We start from the raw sequence: 15955 nt of genomic DNA on the forward strand, positions 1-15955 counted from the left end.
CTGAAAGGGCCAGTGGTCGGATAATACGAGGGGGCGGCGTGCTCACCCATTTCGAGGTGACGGGGTTTAAGAACCTTGTCGATGTGAAGGTTGACTTTGGTCCATTCACCTGCGTCGTCGGTCCCAACGCGGCGGGCAAATCCAACCTGCTCAATGCCATCGAGTTCCTGTCCCTGCTCAGCTGCAATTCCTTCCACGACGCCTGTGTCCAGGTCCGCCCCACCGCGCAGCAGCAGGTCGACGTCGCCTCACTGCTCAGTGCCGACGTGCTGACCGGCGCCGCCAGCCTGAGCCTGGCCGCTGAGATGATCCTGCCGCCCCACGCGGAGGACGAGTTCGGGCAGACTGTGGCGCCGTCGTGCGGTCGTGTGCGTTACGAGGTGGAGATCGTCGCAAGACGGGACACAACCGTCCCCGGCGGTCTGCGGTTGCGCCTGGCGGGGGAGCGACTGTACGCACTGGACGGCGCCGAAGGCGACTTACACTTCCCGGAGGCGGCGAGCTACCAGCGGTTCATCGACTGTCGGCCGCCGGATTCTGACGGATGTTACCTGGATTATCAGCAGTCCGATGGCAAGAGTGTGGTGATCGTCCACCGGGAGACCAATGGCAGGACCCGGCAGGTGCTTGCCGACGGCGCTCAACGCACTGTGCTCTCCGCCGTCGCCAGTGCGGAGTATCCGACCATCTTGGCCGCACGCACCGAAATGGCGTCATGGCGATTCCTGGCGCTGGAACCCAGCGCCATGCGGGCCCCTGACGACTTGATGGAGCGACGCCCCATCGCCGCCTCCGGTGCGCATGTGCCGGCGGCGCTTTACCGGCAGGATCTTGCCGCCGGGCGTAACGGTGCGGTGCTGCGCCGCGTATGCGACGCCGTCGCCCCGCTCATTGATGTGCGCAACTTGACGATCACGGAGGATCCGGTGCGGCAGGCCCTGGAGCTGCGTGCGCAGGTGGGGAACTCGCCCGAACTGCCCGCGCGGGCGCTGTCGGACGGGACGCTGCGCCTGCTCACTCTCGCCGCCATAGGCGCTGCGGCGGACTACTCCGGCATGCTGTTCTTGGAGGAGCCCGAGAACGGTGTGCACCCGGCCAAGATCGCCGACCTGTGCGACCTGCTGCGCGCCCTGTCCACCCCCACCGGGGATAATCTGCGGCAGGTAGTAGTCAACACCCACTCTCCCTTCCTGTTCCAGTGCGCCGATGATGACGATGTCCTATGCGCCGTCGGGCGGTCGAAGCAACACGGCCCGGGCGCCCGGCCCGGGGCGGTGGATTTCCGTCCGCTGCCCGATACCTGGCGCGCGCGGATCCCGCATGGTGGCCTGGAGCCGGTCCTCCGCGACGCCGTGGAGGACTACCTGAACGGTCCCCGCGGAGCAATCGGGTGAGTCACGGGGCGGGCCGTTGACCTCGGTCCGCTGGCGATTGATGCGGTGCCGAATGGTGTAGGAAGGTGACGGACGCGTCATGGAGCCGGTCACCTTTATAACCGGCGCCAAGCCTCTGGCGGCCGAGGTGCGTGTGCGCGTGGCGGGGTGATTCATGCGAGGATGGCGGACGTGACAGAGCAGGCCCAGCAGTCGATGCCCGAGCAGATCGCCAGGGCTGCCGCGTACGTAGCCGCCGGTGGGCTGCTCGCCCTTCCCACCGACACCGTCTACGGTCTGGGCGTGCGTGCCGACGACGCTGCCGCCGTCTGTCGGCTGCTGGCCGCAAAGGGCCGCGGCCGCGCCATGCCGCCGCCCGTGCTCATCGGGGAGGCGGCCCGGCTCGACGGCATCGCCGCCCATGTTCCGGATGCCGCTCACGCCCTCATGGAGGCCTTCTGGCCGGGCGGTTTGACCCTGGTACTGGACGCCGCCCCGGATCTGGACTGGGACTTGGGGGACACCGATGGCACCGTGGCCGTGCGCATGCCCGACCATCCCTTAGCCCTGGCCCTGCTGCGCGCCACCGGCCCCATGGCCGTGACCAGCGCCAATGCTACGGGTCGGCCTCCGGCCACCGACGCCGCCGGGGTGCGTGCCGCTTTCCCGGGACGGGTGGTGGACGTCGTGGACGCCGCTGTCGTGGACGCGGCCGCCGTTGCGCCGATACTGCTGCTGGACGGCGGCCCTACCCGCGGGCCGGTTCCCTCCACCATCGTCTCCCTGGTCGGGCCCGCCGCGCAGGCCCCTCAGGTTCTGCGTGAGGGCGTAATCGCCCGGGAGCAACTGGAGGGCGTGGGCGCGTGAAGGTCTATTTGCTGGTGATGCTGGTCGCGGCGGCCGTCACCTACGTGGCTGTGCCGATCGTGCGCCACCTGGCACTGGTCAGCGGTGCGCTGACCCCGGTGCGGGCGCGGGACGTACACGCTACTCCCATCCCACGGCTGGGCGGCGTGGCCATGTTCGCCGGCTTCTTGGCGGCGATGGTCATAGCCTCGCGGGTTCCCTACCTGTCTCGGGTGATTGACTCCTCGGCCTGGGCCGTGGTGCTGGGCGCTGGACTGGTGTGCGCGCTCGGCGTCGTCGACGACCTATGGGAACTGGACTGGATGACCAAACTCGTGGGACAGGTGCTGGCGGCGGGGGTAATGGCCTGGCAGGGAGTCCAACTGATCACCTTTCCCGTCGGCGGGCTGACGATCGGCTCCTCACGGCTGTCGCTGTTCTCCACGATCATCGTGGTTCTGGCGGTCATCAACGCCGTCAACTTCGTCGACGGCCTGGACGGGCTGGCCGCGGGCATCATCGGCATCGGCGCATCCGCATTCTTCCTGTACGTCTATGTGCTCACCCGGCACACCTCCCCGGAGTCCTACACCTCCCTGGCAGCCACGCTCATGGCGGCGCTAATCGGCATGTGTATGGGCTTCCTGCCCCACAACTTTCATCCCGCCACCATCTTCATGGGCGACTCCGGCTCCATGCAGCTGGGGCTGATTAGCGCTGCCGGCACAATCATCGTCACCGGCCAGATCGACCCGGGAGCCCTCGAGGGCCCCACCGCGGTTCCCGTGTTCCTGCCCGTGCTCATTCCACTGGCGGTGCTGCTGCTGCCGCTGATGGATATGATCATGGCGATTGTGCGACGCACCCGTGCCGGCCACAGCCCCTTCCATCCCGACCGCATGCACATGCATCACCGGTTACTCGCCGCAGGCCATTCCCATCGTCGTGCCGTGTTGGTCATGTACGTGTGGGCCGCCGTCGCCGCCTACTCCGTGGCGGCCATGGCCTTCTTCCCCCTGAGCCGGGTGCTGTTGGGAGCCGCCGTCGGCGTTACCCTGGCCGTGGTGGTCACAATCGATCTGATGCCCGGTGTCCGCCAGGCGTGGGTGCGCCGTCTGGGAGCCCGCCACGCCCACCAGGCCCGCCATGCCGGTCCCCGGCACTCTCGGGGAGGTCGCCGTTGAAGCGGAGTTCCAAACAGATCCGGAAGCGGTCTTTGTCGCAGCGCATGTCCCAGCAGTACCTGTTCCGCCGCACCGCCACGCGGGTCGCCTGGACCGGCGGCGCGTTCACCGCGATTGCCATGAGTGCCGGCGCCCTGGCGGGCGGAAGCGCCTGGATAGGGGCATTTTGGGGGTCGCTGACCGGAGCGGTATTGACCGGCATCACCGTTTCCGCACTGCTAGTCCCCTGGGAGCGCTTCCCCACTTTGGCCTCCACCGGCGTTATGGCCTCCTTCGGCGGGAAGGTGCTGGTGATGATCGGGGTAGTGCTGCTTCTTGGAGCGCACCGGCAGTCACTGGCCCCGGGCTGGTTCTTCGGTGCCTTCGCAGCGGTTATGACAGCAGTGACGGTCGTCGAGGTGGTCTCGCTCGGCTCCGGTAGCCATGCGCCTTCCGGGCGTTTAGATGCGGACGGCGATGCAACTGATCAATCAGCAGACGATCGCGCGTAAGCGCTCCGGGAAGATCGGCAGGTGCGCACGGGGTGGGCCCCCAAAATCCCGCGCGGGCGCGATCCCGGTGGCGTGCCATGCTGTGCACCGGCCGCCATCGAAACGGCACAGACGCGGAGGCTGTGGAACTCGAGCCCTCGGCGGACCGACATCGGTGGTATGGGCGTGCGGCCGGGGCCGAAGACGGGTAAGGTCTTATCCTCGTGGGGAGAGTAACCTGGCCTCCAGGCTTTCGAGCCGGAGGCCGCCGCGAATGCCTGTGGAGGCGGCCGTGGCACTCGGCGCAAGTTCCCCGCAGTCAGTAATCGCTCCCAAGGAGGTCCGGTGACAACGAGCGCGACCCTGGCGGCCGGCTTGGCCGTCGTCGCACCGGCGGCGAGCGATGGAGGCGGATTCGAGCCCCCCTCACTCGACGACTTCTACCCCGCGGCTTTCGCGCTGGCGGGCACGCCCTTCGAGCTCAACCGCGTCATGCTGGTGCGCATCATCATGACGCTCGTGCTGGTAGCCGTATTCGGCATCGGCGCCGCCCGGGCCAGGGTCGTGCCCGGACGCATGCAGAACGTGCTGGAGATGATCCTGGAGTTCGTGCGCAAGAACATTGCCGTGGAGATCCTCGGGGACAAGTACGGTGCGCGCTACGCCCCGATCATCACCACGATCTTCCTGGGGGTGTTCTTCCTGAACATCTCCGGAATCCTCCCCGGTCTGCAGATCGCCTCCACCGGCGTGGTCGGCATGCCACTGGTCTTCGCCATGGCCTCCTACCTCACCTTCGTGTATGCGGGCATACGCACCAACGGGGTGGGTGGGTTCGTCAAGAGCGCGCTGGTGCCTGCTGGTGTGCCCGGATTCCTGTATCCGCTGATCGTGCCGGTGGAGTTCCTGTCCACCTTCATTCTGCGGCCGCTGACGCTGACCATCCGTCTCATGGCGAATATGATCTCCGGGCACCTGTTGCTGTCGTTGTGCTTCCTGGCCACCAACGCCCTGTTCGTCTACGCCACGGCCCAACTGAAGGTCTTGGGCACGATCACCTTTGTGGCGGGTATTGTCTTCATCCTGTTGGAGGCATTCGTCGCCGCCCTGCAGGCATACATCTTCGCCCTGCTGTCCGCGGTCTACATAGAGTCCTCGGTGCACACGCACTGACCCCAGTCCAACCACCCACTACCCGTATCGGCACCTACCAACACGAGGAGAATCCACACATGGGAATCACCGGATCTATCGCGACGATCGGCTACGCCCTGGCCACCGTCGGTCCCGCCCTCGGCATCAGCATGGTCGTGGCCAAGACCCAGGAGTCCACGGCCCGCCAGCCCGAGGTGGCCGGCGTGCTGCGCACCAACATGTTCATTGGTGCGGCGCTGATCGAGGCCTTGGGTCTGCTGGGCTTCGCCGCCGGCTTCGTCTTCAACTGACGGATGTGACCAGCATGACTGCCGGTGCCGTCATGGCGGCCGAGGCCGGGGCCCCGGAGGGGATCTTCCTGTTCGTGCCGCATATGGCCGACCTGGTGTGGGGCACGCTCTGCTTCCTGGTGATCGCCGTCGTCCTGATCAAGTACGCCCTGCCGCGCTTCAACGCGGTGCTCGACGAGCGCACCGCCAAGATCGAGGAGGGGCTGGCTCTGACGCAAAGGGCCCAGGAGGAGCAGGCGGACGCCGCCGCCCGGGCCGCCCGCCTGGTGGAGGATGCCCGCCTGGAGGCCGCCAGGATCCGTGAACGGGCTCAGGCGGAGGCGGACAGCATCATCGCCGACGCCCGTGTCGAGGCGGCCGCTGAGGCCGCACGGGCCATGGAGTCCGCCGATTCGCAGATCCAGGCCGACAAGCAGGCAGCTCAGATCTCACTGCGCTCCGACATCGGCCTGCTAGCCACGGACCTGGCGGAGAAACTCGTCGGTGAGCATTTGGCCGACGCCGAACTGTCCGGGCGTGTGATCGATCGTTTCCTCGACGAGCTCGAGCACACGCCGGTTAGCCCCGCCTGGTCCGCGAGAGCGGGAGCGGTGCGGTGAAAGCAGGCACCTCCGCCACCCGCGCGCTCACCGAGCAGGCCTGGACACCCGTCCTGGTCGCCGCCGGTGCGCAGGGGCAGGAGCTCGGCGAGCAGATTCTCGCCGTCGCCCACGAAATAGCCTCCAACCCTTTGCGCGGGCCGCTGACCAATCCCAACCGGGAGCCGGATGACAAGTCCGCTCTTGCCTTCCGCCTGTTCACCGGGCGGGCGGATGCGCGCGTGGTGGAGCTCGTGCAGGGAATGGTGCGCGGACGCTGGTCGCGGGCGGTCGACCTGATCAGCGCACTGCACGACCTCGGCATTCAGGCGATCCTCTCAGGCGCCCAGGCCAGCGGTACGCTCGACGACGTCGAGCAGGAGGTGCTGGCCGTAGCCCGTGAGGTGGCCAGCAACCAGGAGATCCGGCAGGCTCTGGAACCGGCTCGGCACACGAGTACCGACGCCAGGGTGCGGCTGGCACAGCGTCTGTTCGCTCCGCTCGTCTCCGGCCCGGCGATGACGCTGATCGTCTGGTGTGTGCGCCATCAGCCGGAGCTCGCCGTCGGCGGGGTGGGCTACAACTTGCGGCGCGTGACCGAATTGGCCGCCGCCATGCAGAACCGGGTCATTGCCGACGTCGTCACGGCGGTGCCGCTGTCGACGGCGCAACAGACCCGACTACGTCAGATCCTGGCCAGGCGGCTGGGATTTGACGTGGAACTGAACCTGGAGATCGATCCTGCGGTGATCGGCGGCGTGCGGGTTGTGGTGCGTGACCTGGTCATGGACAACACCGTGCGTCAATCGCTGGCGCAGCTGCGCACCAGCCTGACCGGATGACGGGCCCGCGGGCACCGCACACACAAGCCAAACGAACAGCTGCGAGAATTGCAGCAAGCCACAGCGAAGCGAATGGAGACGACAGATGGCTGACTTGACCATCGCGGCGGAGGACGTCCGTTCCGCCCTGGAGGAGTTCGTCGATTCCTACCAGCCGGCACAGGTGGCCGCCGATGAGATCGGGTACGTGGTCTTCGCCGCCGACGGTATCGCCCACGTGGAGGGCCTGCCCGGGGCGATGGCCAACGAACTGCTCACTTTCGAGGACGGCACCGCCGGGCTGGCGATGAACCTGGACGAGCGGCAGATCGGCGTGGTCATTCTGGGCGACTACTCCGGCATCGACGAGGGCCAGGTCGTGCACCGCACCGGTGAGGTGCTCTCGGTCCCGGTGGGGGATGCCTTCCTCGGACGCGTCGTGGACCCGCTGGGACGTCCCATAGACGGTCTCGGTGAGATCGTCGCCGAGGGGCGGCGCGCCCTAGAGTTGCAGGCGCCCGGTGTCATGGCCCGCAAGTCCGTTCATGAACCGCTGCAAACGGGTCTAAAGGCCATCGACTCGATGATCCCCATCGGTCGCGGTCAGCGCCAGCTGATCATCGGCGACCGCAGGACCGGTAAGACCGCCATCGCCCTGGATACGATCCTGAACCAGAAGGAGGCCTGGGAGACCGGCGACCCGAACCAGCAGGTGCGGTGCATCTATGTGGCCACCGGGCAGAAGGGCTCCACCATTGCCTCCGTGCGCGCCACCCTGGAGGAACGCGGCGCCCTTGAGTACACCACGATCGTGGCCTCCCCGGCCTCCGACCCGGCCGGCTTCAAGTACCTGTCCCCCTACACCGGCTCGGCCATCGGCCAGCACTGGATGTACGGCGGCAAGCACGTGCTGATCGTCTTCGACGACCTGTCCAAGCAGGCGGAGGCCTACCGCGCCGTATCCCTGCTGCTGCGCCGTCCGCCGGGCCGCGAGGCCTACCCGGGTGACGTCTTCTACCTCCACTCCCGGCTGCTGGAGCGCTGCGCCAAACTGTCCGACGAGCTGGGGGCCGGCTCGATGACTGGCCTGCCGATCATCGAGACTAAGGCCAACGACGTCTCCGCCTACATCCCCACCAACGTCATCTCCATCACCGACGGGCAGATCTTCCTGCAGTCCGACCTGTTCAACGCCGACCAGCGCCCCGCCGTCGACGTGGGCATCTCGGTCTCCCGCGTGGGTGGGGACGCCCAGATCAAGGCAATGAAGGACGTGGCCGGCACGCTGAAGATCACGCTGGCCCAGTATCGTTCCATGCAGGCCTTCGCCATGTTCGCCTCCGACCTGGACGCTGCCACCCGCCAGCAGTTGACCCGCGGCGAACGGCTCATGGAGCTGCTCAAGCAGCCGCAGTTCACCCCCTACCCCGTCCAGGAGCAGGTCGCGGCCGTGTGGGCGGGTACCAACGGGTACCTGGATGACCTCGACGTCGCGGATGTTCTGCCCTTCGAGCGCAGCCTGTTGGACCACTTGCGCCGCAACACCGACATCCTCACCACCATAGGAGAAACCGGCCGTCTGGATGAGGACACCGAGGCGGCGCTGCGTAGGGCCGTGGAGTCCTTCCGTACCACCTACTTGGCCGGCGGGCGCATGCTCTCCGGCGAGGTCGAGGCGCCGGAAGAGGAGACTCCGGCGGAGCACACCGCCGAGCAGATCGTGGTCAAGAGGGGCTGACAGACGTGGCAGGGAGCCAGCGCATCTACAAGCAGCGCATCCGGTCCACCCAGACGCTGCAGAAGGTCTTCCGGGCGATGGAGCTGATCGCCTCCTCCCGGATCGGTTCCGCACGCCGCCATGCCCAGGAGGCCGGTCCCTACGACCACGCCCTCAGCCAGGCCGTCGCCGCAGTCGGCAGCCACGCGGACCTGGACCACCCGCTCACCCGGGAACGCGAAGACACTTCACGGGTCGCCGTTCTCGTGCTCACCTCGGATCGGGGCATGGCCGGCGCCTACTCCGCCACCATCCTGCGGGAGACCGAGCGACTCATTGAGCAACTGGTGGAGGCCGGCAAGGAGCCGGTCCTGTTCACCTACGGGCGTCGCGCGAGCGCGTACTTCGCCTTCCGGGGCCGGCCCGTGGAGTTTGCCTGGAGCGGTGAATCGGACCGGCCCAGTGACGCCTCCATTGAGGAGGTCGCCACGGTCATGCTGGACTACTTCCTGTCCAGCCCCGACGCTGGCGGTGTGGCGGAGGTGCACACCGTATTCACGCGTTTCGTGTCAATGGTCTCGCAGGTTCCGGAAGTGCGACGCATGTTGCCACTGAAGGTCGTGGACATGGACGGCCCCGGCGAGCTCAGCCGCGAGGACCTGGCTGCCGATGTCGAGCGGGTCAGAGCCGAAAGGACCGGCGCCCAGGCCCTGTACGAGTTCTCTCCCAGCGCCGACGCCGTCCTGGACGCCCTGCTCACCCGTTACGTGCGCAGCCGCATCCGCAATGCGCTGCTGCAGGCCGCCGCCTCCGAGCTGGCCAGCAGACAACAGGCCATGCATACGGCCACGGCCAACGCCGAGGACCTCATTGCCAGCTACACGCGTCTGGCCAACGCCGCCCGTCAGGGCGATATCACCCAGGAGATCACTGAGATCGTCTCCGGTGCCGATGCCTTGGGTACGCAATAGCGACCCGGCCCGGCACCATAACCCATCAGCCACCGCCCCGCAGCTTCTGGCAGAACGGATACGGAAGAACGCATTATGACCGACACGACCCCCCAAGGGACCACCGCCCCCGCCATCGGGCACGTCACCCGGATCATCGGCGCCGTCGTCGACGTTGAGTTTCCGCCGGATGCGATTCCGGCGATGTACAACGCGCTGAAGGTGGCCGTAAACGCCACCGGTGAGGGCACCGAGGCTCAGGAGATCACCCTCGAGGTGGCACAGCACCTGGGCGACAACATCGTGCGTGCCGTCTCGCTCAAGCCCACCGACGGGCTCGTGCGCGGCACTGAAGTGCGTGACACCGGGGCACCCATCTCCGTGCCTGTCGGGGACGTCACCCTGGGCCACGTCTTCAACGTCACCGGTGAGGCGCTCAACCTCGCCGCGGGCGAGCAGCTGGAGATCAACGAGCGCTGGCCCATACACCGCCAGCCGCCTACCTTCGAACAGCTCGAGCCCAAGGAGCAGATGTTTGAGACCGGCATCAAGGTCATCGACCTGCTAACCCCCTATGTGCAGGGTGGCAAGATCGGCCTGTTCGGTGGTGCCGGCGTCGGCAAGACCGTCCTCATCCAGGAGATGATTCAGCGCGTCGCCCAGAACCACGGGGGCGTGTCCGTGTTCGCCGGTGTAGGCGAGCGCACCCGAGAGGGCAACGACCTGATCGGGGAGATGGGGGAGGCCGGCGTATTTGACAAGACCGCCTTGGTGTTCGGGCAGATGGACGAGCCGCCGGGCACCCGTCTGCGGGTAGCGCTGAGCGCGCTGACCATGGCGGAGTACTTCCGCGATGTGCAGCACCAGGACGTGCTGCTGTTCATCGACAACATCTTCCGTTTCACCCAGGCCGGCTCGGAGGTCTCCACCCTGCTGGGCCGCATGCCCTCCGCCGTCGGCTACCAGCCCAACCTGGCCGATGAGATGGGTCAGCTGCAAGAGCGCATCACCTCCGCCGGGGGCCACTCCATCACCTCCCTGCAGGCGATCTACGTGCCCGCCGACGACTACACCGACCCCGCCCCGGCCACCACCTTCGCCCACCTGGACGCCACCACGGAGCTGTCCCGCGACATCGCCTCCCGCGGCATCTACCCGGCGGTGGACCCGCTGGCCTCCACCTCCCGGCTGCTCGCCCCCCAGTATGTGGGTCAGGAGCACTACGACGTCGCCACGCGCGTGAAGTCCATCCTGCAGAAGAACAAGGAGCTGCAAGACATCATTGCGATCCTCGGTGTTGATGAGCTCTCCGAGGAGGACCGGGTTACCGTTGGGCGGGCGCGGCGCATTGAGCAGTTCCTGTCTCAGAACACCTATATGGCGGAGAAGTTCACGGGCGTGCCAGGTTCCACGGTGCCGCTGGCGGAGACCGTTGAGGCCTTCCGCCGCATCACCGAGGGCGATTACGACCATCTGCCCGAGCAGGCCTTCTTCAACATCGGCGGCATCGAGGACCTCGAGCGCCGCGCGGCAGAGATGGTGGATGCCTGATGCCCGGCGAGCGCAGTCTGAAGGTGGAGGTCGTCTCCCGGTTTGGGGGCGAGGCCTGGGCCGGCACGGCCACCCGGGTCTCGGTTCCTCTGCCCGACGGCGAGCTCGGCGTGCTGCCCGGGCGGCAGCCGATCCTGGCGGTTCTAGGGCGCGGCAATGTACGCATCACCCCGACTGACGGCGACCAGGAGGTCGCCGTGCCGGTGGCCGGTGGCTTCTGCTCCGTAGACGGCGATGTGGTCACCGTGGCTGCGGACGCCGCCGGGGCGGAGACAAACGACTCTGGTGTCGCCGTCAGTGACGTCCTTGCAGAGACCATCATGATTCCGGGCATAGGTATACGGGACTGAGGTGGGAACATGCCGGTGTGGGAAGTGGTCGTCGCCGTGGCGCTAGTGGTCATCGCCCTCACCGGAGGATTCCTCCTGCGGCTGCGTCTGCTGGCCGGGCGGGTCGGTTCTTTCGAATGCGCGCTGCGTCCGCACGGGAGCACGCGCTGGATCAGCGGCATTGCGGTATTCGGCGATGACGATCTGGAGTGGCATAGGCTCGTTTCCTTCGGGTTACGCCGCCGCCGTCGCTTCAGGCGCGATCACCTCGATCTCGGTCCAGTGCACCACCGCGGTCAGGGCGGGCACGTGGTGGACGTGCCATGCCGCTACCGTGGCGAGCGCTTCGAGCTGGCGATGGTGGAAGACTCGCATTCCGCGCTGGTCGCCTGGATCGAGTCCGCGGCCCCCTCCCAACCCGCCCTCTTCTAGCTGTTTCAACTGCAGCCCCGCCCCTCATCGAGTTCGGTCGGTATAACCATCGAGTTCGGTCGGTATAACCATCGAGTTCGGTCGGTATAACCATCGAGTTCGGTCGGTATAACCATCGAGTTCGGTCGGTATAACCATCGAGTTCGGTCGGTATAACCGGCTCTTCGTATTTGGGGGTGTGGTGGGTTGACGAGTGGTGGTGGTTGGTGGGTTCGTGTCGACGGTTCGTGGCTTGGACCGTCTTGGGACCGTCTAGCTGTACTTGGATCGCCCGAGACGCAGTTTCAGGCGGTTGAGCTGGGGATACTGCGGTCGGGCTGGAGGATCGGGGTCCGGCTGGAGGCGCGCGGTCGAGCTGGAGGATTGGGGTTCAGGTAGGCGTATTTCCTTAGCCGCGGGACCCGCTGGCTTCGTGTACGTGGACAGCCGCACGGTTGGGGGCCGGGACCTGCGCTTTCACCGCTGGCCGGTATACGTGGAGAGCCACAGGTCTGGTTCCCGCGTCTGCGGGGCTGGTATGACTGGGATGACTCCATTGAATCGTCGCCGGCCGCCAACACCACCGGCCCGAGAACCTCCCTAACGGCCCGGGAGTCTCCCCGCCGGCCCGAGAGTCTCCCCACCGAGTCGGGATCCTCCTCATTGGCCTGGGAGCGTTCCCTGTTCGGTATACCAATGGACCACCTGTCTGCGGTTGGACCGTCTGGCTGCCGTTGGACCCCCTGAAACGCGCTGTTATGTCTCAGGACATCGGTGACAGTTCTGTCTCAGGACATCGGTGACAGTTCTGGCTGTTTGGGTGGCGGTGCTACTGCCGTCCTGAGCACGCCTCATCCAAGGGCGCGACCAAAGTCGTGGTGGCGCCCATAGGAGCAGCCCCTGTGACACGCTGGCCTATAGCACCATGTTTGACCCGAGTCCCCGGGCCCTCTAGAGCGCTGCTCGGCAGTGTGTACTCGACGGCTACCCCGGGCCTTGCAGGGCTAATTCGCGTCCTGGAGCCACTGCCACCCCGACACTTAAAACACTCCCGCCCACCCGAGCAGACCCCGCCTGCCCGAAGACGACCTCGTTCGCCCGAGCACGACTCCGCTCGCCCAAACCGCCACACCCTCAAACCCAAGAGCCCAATATGGTTGATGAGGCTCCCAGCACGGTTCGAGACCGGGACGGCATCGCCCCCTTTATCCGCGCTGTTCGGCGCCGGAGCCATCGGCACCGCGATCACCCGTCGCGTCACCAACGGAGGCCGGATCGTCGTTGCCGACCTGCGGCTTGAGAATGCACAAAAGGTCCGCGACCAACTGCTCGACGCCGGCTACAGCGCCGAGGCGATGACGACGGATCTGGCAGATCCTGTCTCGACCCGGGCTCTGGCGGAGCACGCCGCTTCGCTCGGGCCGGTCACCCGGGTCATCCTCGCCGGCGGGGTGTCGCCGTCGCAGGCCGATATCCCCACCATTTTGCGGGTAGACCTGTACGGCTTCGCCGTCGCGATGGAGGAATTCGGCAAGGTCGTCGCCCCGGGAGGCTCCGGCGTCGTCATCTCCAGTCAGTCCGGCTACCGCATGCCCGCGCTCACCCGTGAGCAAGACGCCCTGCTGGCGACCACCTCCGTGGACGAGCTGCTTGCACTGCCCTTGCTCGCCGACGGCGCCGTCACCTCCACCCTGCACGCCTACCAGATAGCCAAGCGTGCCAACGGCCTGCGCGTGCGGGCGAATGCTGTCACCTGGGGTGAGCGCGGCGCCCGCATCAATGCCATCAGCCCCGGCATCGTCATTACGCCGCTGGCACGCGACGAGCTTGAGGGTCCGCGTGGCTCCGGCTACCGCAAGCAGCTTGAGCTGTCCCCGGCCGGACGCGCGGGCACACCCGATGAGATCGCCGCGCTGGCTGGCTTCCTTATGGGGCCCGAGGCCGGTTACATCAACGGCGCTGATGTGCTGGCCGACGGCGGTGTCACGGCCTCCTGGTATTACGGGCCACTGTCGGCGGGCGGAGCGAACTGAGTAACGCGGCTGTTGCGTCATATCGACCGATCTCGGCGGTTACTTCTACCGACCTCGGCGGAGGAGCGCCGGGTAGGGGTACCTGGGTGAGGGATGCGGGGTGCGGGTAGGCTGCCGGGGTGCGCGTCGTCATCGCTTCCTGTTCCGTGGACTACTCCGGCCGTTTGGACGCCCATCTGCCCCGGGCCACCCGCCTGATCATGGTCAAGGCCGACGGCTCGGTGTTGGTCCACTCCGACGGCGGCTCCTACAAGCCGCTGAACTGGATGAGCCCGCCCGCCCGGCTGGCCGAGGTCGCCCCCGATGAGGAGGACGCCGAGGCCGGCGTCACCGCCCGGTGGGAGGTGACCGCCGCCAAGACCGATGACCGCCTGGTAATCCGGCTCTTCGAGATCATCTCTGACGCCAGCGTGGATCTCGGTGCCGACCCCGGACTGACCAAGGACGGGGTCGAGGCCCACCTGCAGGAACTGCTCGCCGAGCAGGTGGAGGTACTGGGCCCCGGTTTCCGCCTGGTGCGCCGCGAGTATCCCACCCCCATCGGTCCGGTCGACCTGCTGGTGCGCGACGCCGCCGGCGCCGCCTTCGCCGTGGAGGTCAAGCGCGTGGGCGGCATCGACGGCGTCGAGCAGCTGACCCGCTACCTGGATATGCTCGATCGCGACCCGCTGCTGACTCCGGTGCGCGGTATCCTTGCCGCCCAGCAGATCAAGCCGCAGGCGCGGGTGCTGGCCGAGGACCGCGGCATCCGCTGCGTGGTGCTGGACTACGACGCCATGCGCGGCCTGGATGATCCCTCCTCACGGTTGTTCTGATTGGACTGTGTGGCCGATAAGGCGCCCCGTGAACTGTCCACCGCCCCAGCGTTTAGCATCTGTACATGCCCGACGCACGCGTTGTCGCCGCCCCGCGCGAGATGTCCTACCTGCGCATCCTGGCCCAGGGGCTTGTCCCCGCCACCACCGCCCCTGATGTCGTTGAGGCGGTGCGCCGCCAGCTGGCCATGCAAGGGCAGCAGCCTTCCGCGGTCCCGCATGCGCTGATTGTCCGGGCCGACGGCGCCACGAGCTCCGGCGTCGATGCCGCCTTCGCTGCTGGACAACTGGTGCGCTCCTGGCCCATGCGTGGCACCGTCCACATCACCACCGCTGCCGATCACCACTGGCTGCGGGTGGCGCTCATGCATCGCACGGACGCCTGGACACGACAGAGCGAGGAGCGCCTAGGTATTGACGATTCCGTCGTAGGACGCGCCGCCGATGCCGCGCTGGCACTGATCGGGGAAGAGGGACCGGTGACCCGCGCGCGGTTGATTGAGGCCTGGCAGGAGATCGGCCTACTTGATGGCGGCTTGAACGGGGGGACGTCCGCCGCCGGTTCTTGGCATCGGCGGCACCTGCTGGTGCGGTTGCAGCGCGAGGGCATCCTCGTGCAGGGCCCCAGGCGCGGCAATGAGCACTTGGTCATCGACGCCCGCTCTTTGCCGGGCGCGGACACGGGGCCTGGTGGCGGCGGGGGCGTAGCACAGGGCGCCGCCGGGCATCGCGCCGCCCTGGCGGAGATCGCCAGGCGGTACGCCACCAGTCACGGGCCCGTGAGGGCGGCCGACCTGGCCCGCTGGACCACGCTGCCGCTTGCTCAGGCCACCCGTGCCCTGGAGGACGCCGTCGAGATCACCAATGCCGCCGCCCACCAGACGGACCTGACGGCCGCCCGCGTTCCACTGGCGCGTGCCTGCGCGGAGGGCGGGCTGCGGGGGAGCGTGCGCCTGCTGGGAGCCGGAGAATCGAGGCCGGCGCGTGAGGTGCTGTATCTGCGCGCCGACCTGCCTGAGTTGCTGGATAACAGTCGCCGCGCCGTCGGCCGCACTCTGTTCCTGCCCTCCTTCGACGAGCTGCATGTGGGCTACAAGGACCGGCTCTGCCTGACGGACGCCGCCGGCGAGCGGCTGATCTGCCCGGCGGCCAACGGCATGTTCCGGCCGCTGCTGGTGGACCGCGGGCGCGTAGTGGCGGTGCGGCCCGTGGGGGAGGGGCTGTTGTGGGCCGAGGACGCGCGCCGCTCGGCTCGGCTAGAGACCGCGGTGGAGCGGGCGGTGCGGCGTGTGGAGCGCCGGCTGCTTGGATGAGCGGTGCCACCGGACCGACAAAGCGCTGGTGCCGTGAGACAACAGACGTCTGATGTTCAGAGTTGTTGCGGTAGGCTCGCCCCATGAGCAACGCCGCCACGTCCGCTGACTCCTCACCG

The 15955-nt window shown here is 67.4% G+C and carries 16 protein-coding genes; all 16 read left to right on the forward strand.

Translation table 11 applies throughout. The features are described 5' to 3' along the window. The first annotated feature begins 38 nt into the window (after positions 1 to 38). On the forward strand, positions 39 to 1394 hold the full coding sequence (locus CWT10_RS05025) for an AAA family ATPase (RefSeq protein WP_103063919.1): 1356 nt from the start codon (positions 39 to 41) through the stop codon (positions 1392 to 1394). A 162-nt stretch (positions 1395 to 1556) separates the two neighbouring features. Further along, complete coding sequence (locus CWT10_RS05030; RefSeq protein ID WP_103063918.1) at positions 1557 to 2240, forward strand: L-threonylcarbamoyladenylate synthase; 684 nt, start codon at positions 1557 to 1559, stop codon at positions 2238 to 2240. Beyond that, positions 2237 to 3403 carry an MraY family glycosyltransferase gene (locus CWT10_RS05035; RefSeq protein WP_103063917.1) on the forward strand — a complete coding sequence of 389 codons (1167 nt, stop codon included), beginning with the start codon at positions 2237 to 2239 and terminating at the stop codon, positions 3401 to 3403. Before CWT10_RS05030 ends, CWT10_RS05035 begins: the two co-directional genes overlap by 4 nt. A 44-nt stretch (positions 3404 to 3447) precedes the next feature. Continuing rightward, positions 3448 to 3894 (forward strand): hypothetical protein, encoded by a 447-nt coding sequence (locus CWT10_RS05040; RefSeq protein ID WP_174721935.1) that lies wholly within the window; start codon positions 3448 to 3450, stop codon positions 3892 to 3894. A gap of 324 nt (positions 3895 to 4218) precedes the next feature. Beyond that, the gene (gene atpB / locus CWT10_RS05045) at positions 4219 to 5046 is read left to right on the forward strand and encodes a F0F1 ATP synthase subunit A (RefSeq protein ID WP_103063916.1); all 828 of its coding nucleotides are present in this window, start codon (positions 4219 to 4221) and stop codon (positions 5044 to 5046) included. Between the two features lie 65 nt (positions 5047 to 5111). Then, a complete protein-coding gene (atpE, locus tag CWT10_RS05050; protein WP_103063935.1) occupies positions 5112 to 5318 on the forward strand; it encodes an ATP synthase F0 subunit C in 207 nt (68 codons plus the stop codon). Between the two features lie 14 nt (positions 5319 to 5332). Further along, on the forward strand, positions 5333 to 5917 hold the full coding sequence (locus tag CWT10_RS05055) for a F0F1 ATP synthase subunit B (protein ID WP_103063915.1): 585 nt from the start codon (positions 5333 to 5335) through the stop codon (positions 5915 to 5917). Next, entirely contained in the window at positions 5914 to 6738 is an 825-nt protein-coding gene (locus CWT10_RS05060; RefSeq protein ID WP_103063914.1) for a F0F1 ATP synthase subunit delta, read from the forward strand. Before CWT10_RS05055 ends, CWT10_RS05060 begins: the two co-directional genes overlap by 4 nt. Positions 6739 to 6823: 85 nt before the next feature. Beyond that, the gene (gene atpA, locus CWT10_RS05065) at positions 6824 to 8455 is read left to right on the forward strand and encodes a F0F1 ATP synthase subunit alpha (protein WP_103063913.1); all 1632 of its coding nucleotides are present in this window, start codon (positions 6824 to 6826) and stop codon (positions 8453 to 8455) included. A gap of 5 nt (positions 8456 to 8460) precedes the next feature. After that, on the forward strand, positions 8461 to 9405 hold the full coding sequence (locus CWT10_RS05070; RefSeq protein ID WP_103063912.1) for a F0F1 ATP synthase subunit gamma: 945 nt from the start codon (positions 8461 to 8463) through the stop codon (positions 9403 to 9405). 75 nt (positions 9406 to 9480) lie between these two features. After that, positions 9481 to 10935 carry a F0F1 ATP synthase subunit beta gene (gene atpD, locus CWT10_RS05075; protein WP_103063911.1) on the forward strand — a complete coding sequence of 485 codons (1455 nt, stop codon included), beginning with the start codon at positions 9481 to 9483 and terminating at the stop codon, positions 10933 to 10935. After that, positions 10935 to 11285: a F0F1 ATP synthase subunit delta/epsilon gene (locus CWT10_RS05080; protein ID WP_103063910.1), complete on the forward strand. Its 351-nt coding sequence runs from the start codon at positions 10935 to 10937 to the stop codon at positions 11283 to 11285. Before atpD ends, CWT10_RS05080 begins: the two co-directional genes overlap by 1 nt. Before the next feature lie 9 nt (positions 11286 to 11294). Then, positions 11295 to 11696, forward strand: coding sequence for a DUF2550 family protein (locus tag CWT10_RS05085; protein WP_103063909.1), 402 nt, complete (start codon positions 11295 to 11297; stop codon positions 11694 to 11696). A 1139-nt stretch (positions 11697 to 12835) separates the two neighbouring features. Continuing rightward, positions 12836 to 13708, forward strand: a complete 873-nt coding sequence (locus CWT10_RS05090; RefSeq protein WP_103063907.1) for an SDR family oxidoreductase — start codon at positions 12836 to 12838, stop codon at positions 13706 to 13708. A 119-nt stretch (positions 13709 to 13827) separates the two neighbouring features. Next, positions 13828 to 14523 (forward strand): endonuclease NucS, encoded by a 696-nt coding sequence (nucS, locus tag CWT10_RS05095; protein ID WP_103063906.1) that lies wholly within the window; start codon positions 13828 to 13830, stop codon positions 14521 to 14523. Between the two features lie 65 nt (positions 14524 to 14588). Continuing rightward, positions 14589 to 15836 carry a DNA glycosylase AlkZ-like family protein gene (locus CWT10_RS05100; RefSeq protein ID WP_103063905.1) on the forward strand — a complete coding sequence of 416 codons (1248 nt, stop codon included), beginning with the start codon at positions 14589 to 14591 and terminating at the stop codon, positions 15834 to 15836. Positions 15837 to 15955 lie beyond the last annotated feature (119 nt).

The sequence above is a fragment of the Actinomyces qiguomingii genome (assembly GCF_004102025.1).
Classification (GTDB): domain Bacteria; phylum Actinomycetota; class Actinomycetes; order Actinomycetales; family Actinomycetaceae; genus Actinomyces; species Actinomyces qiguomingii.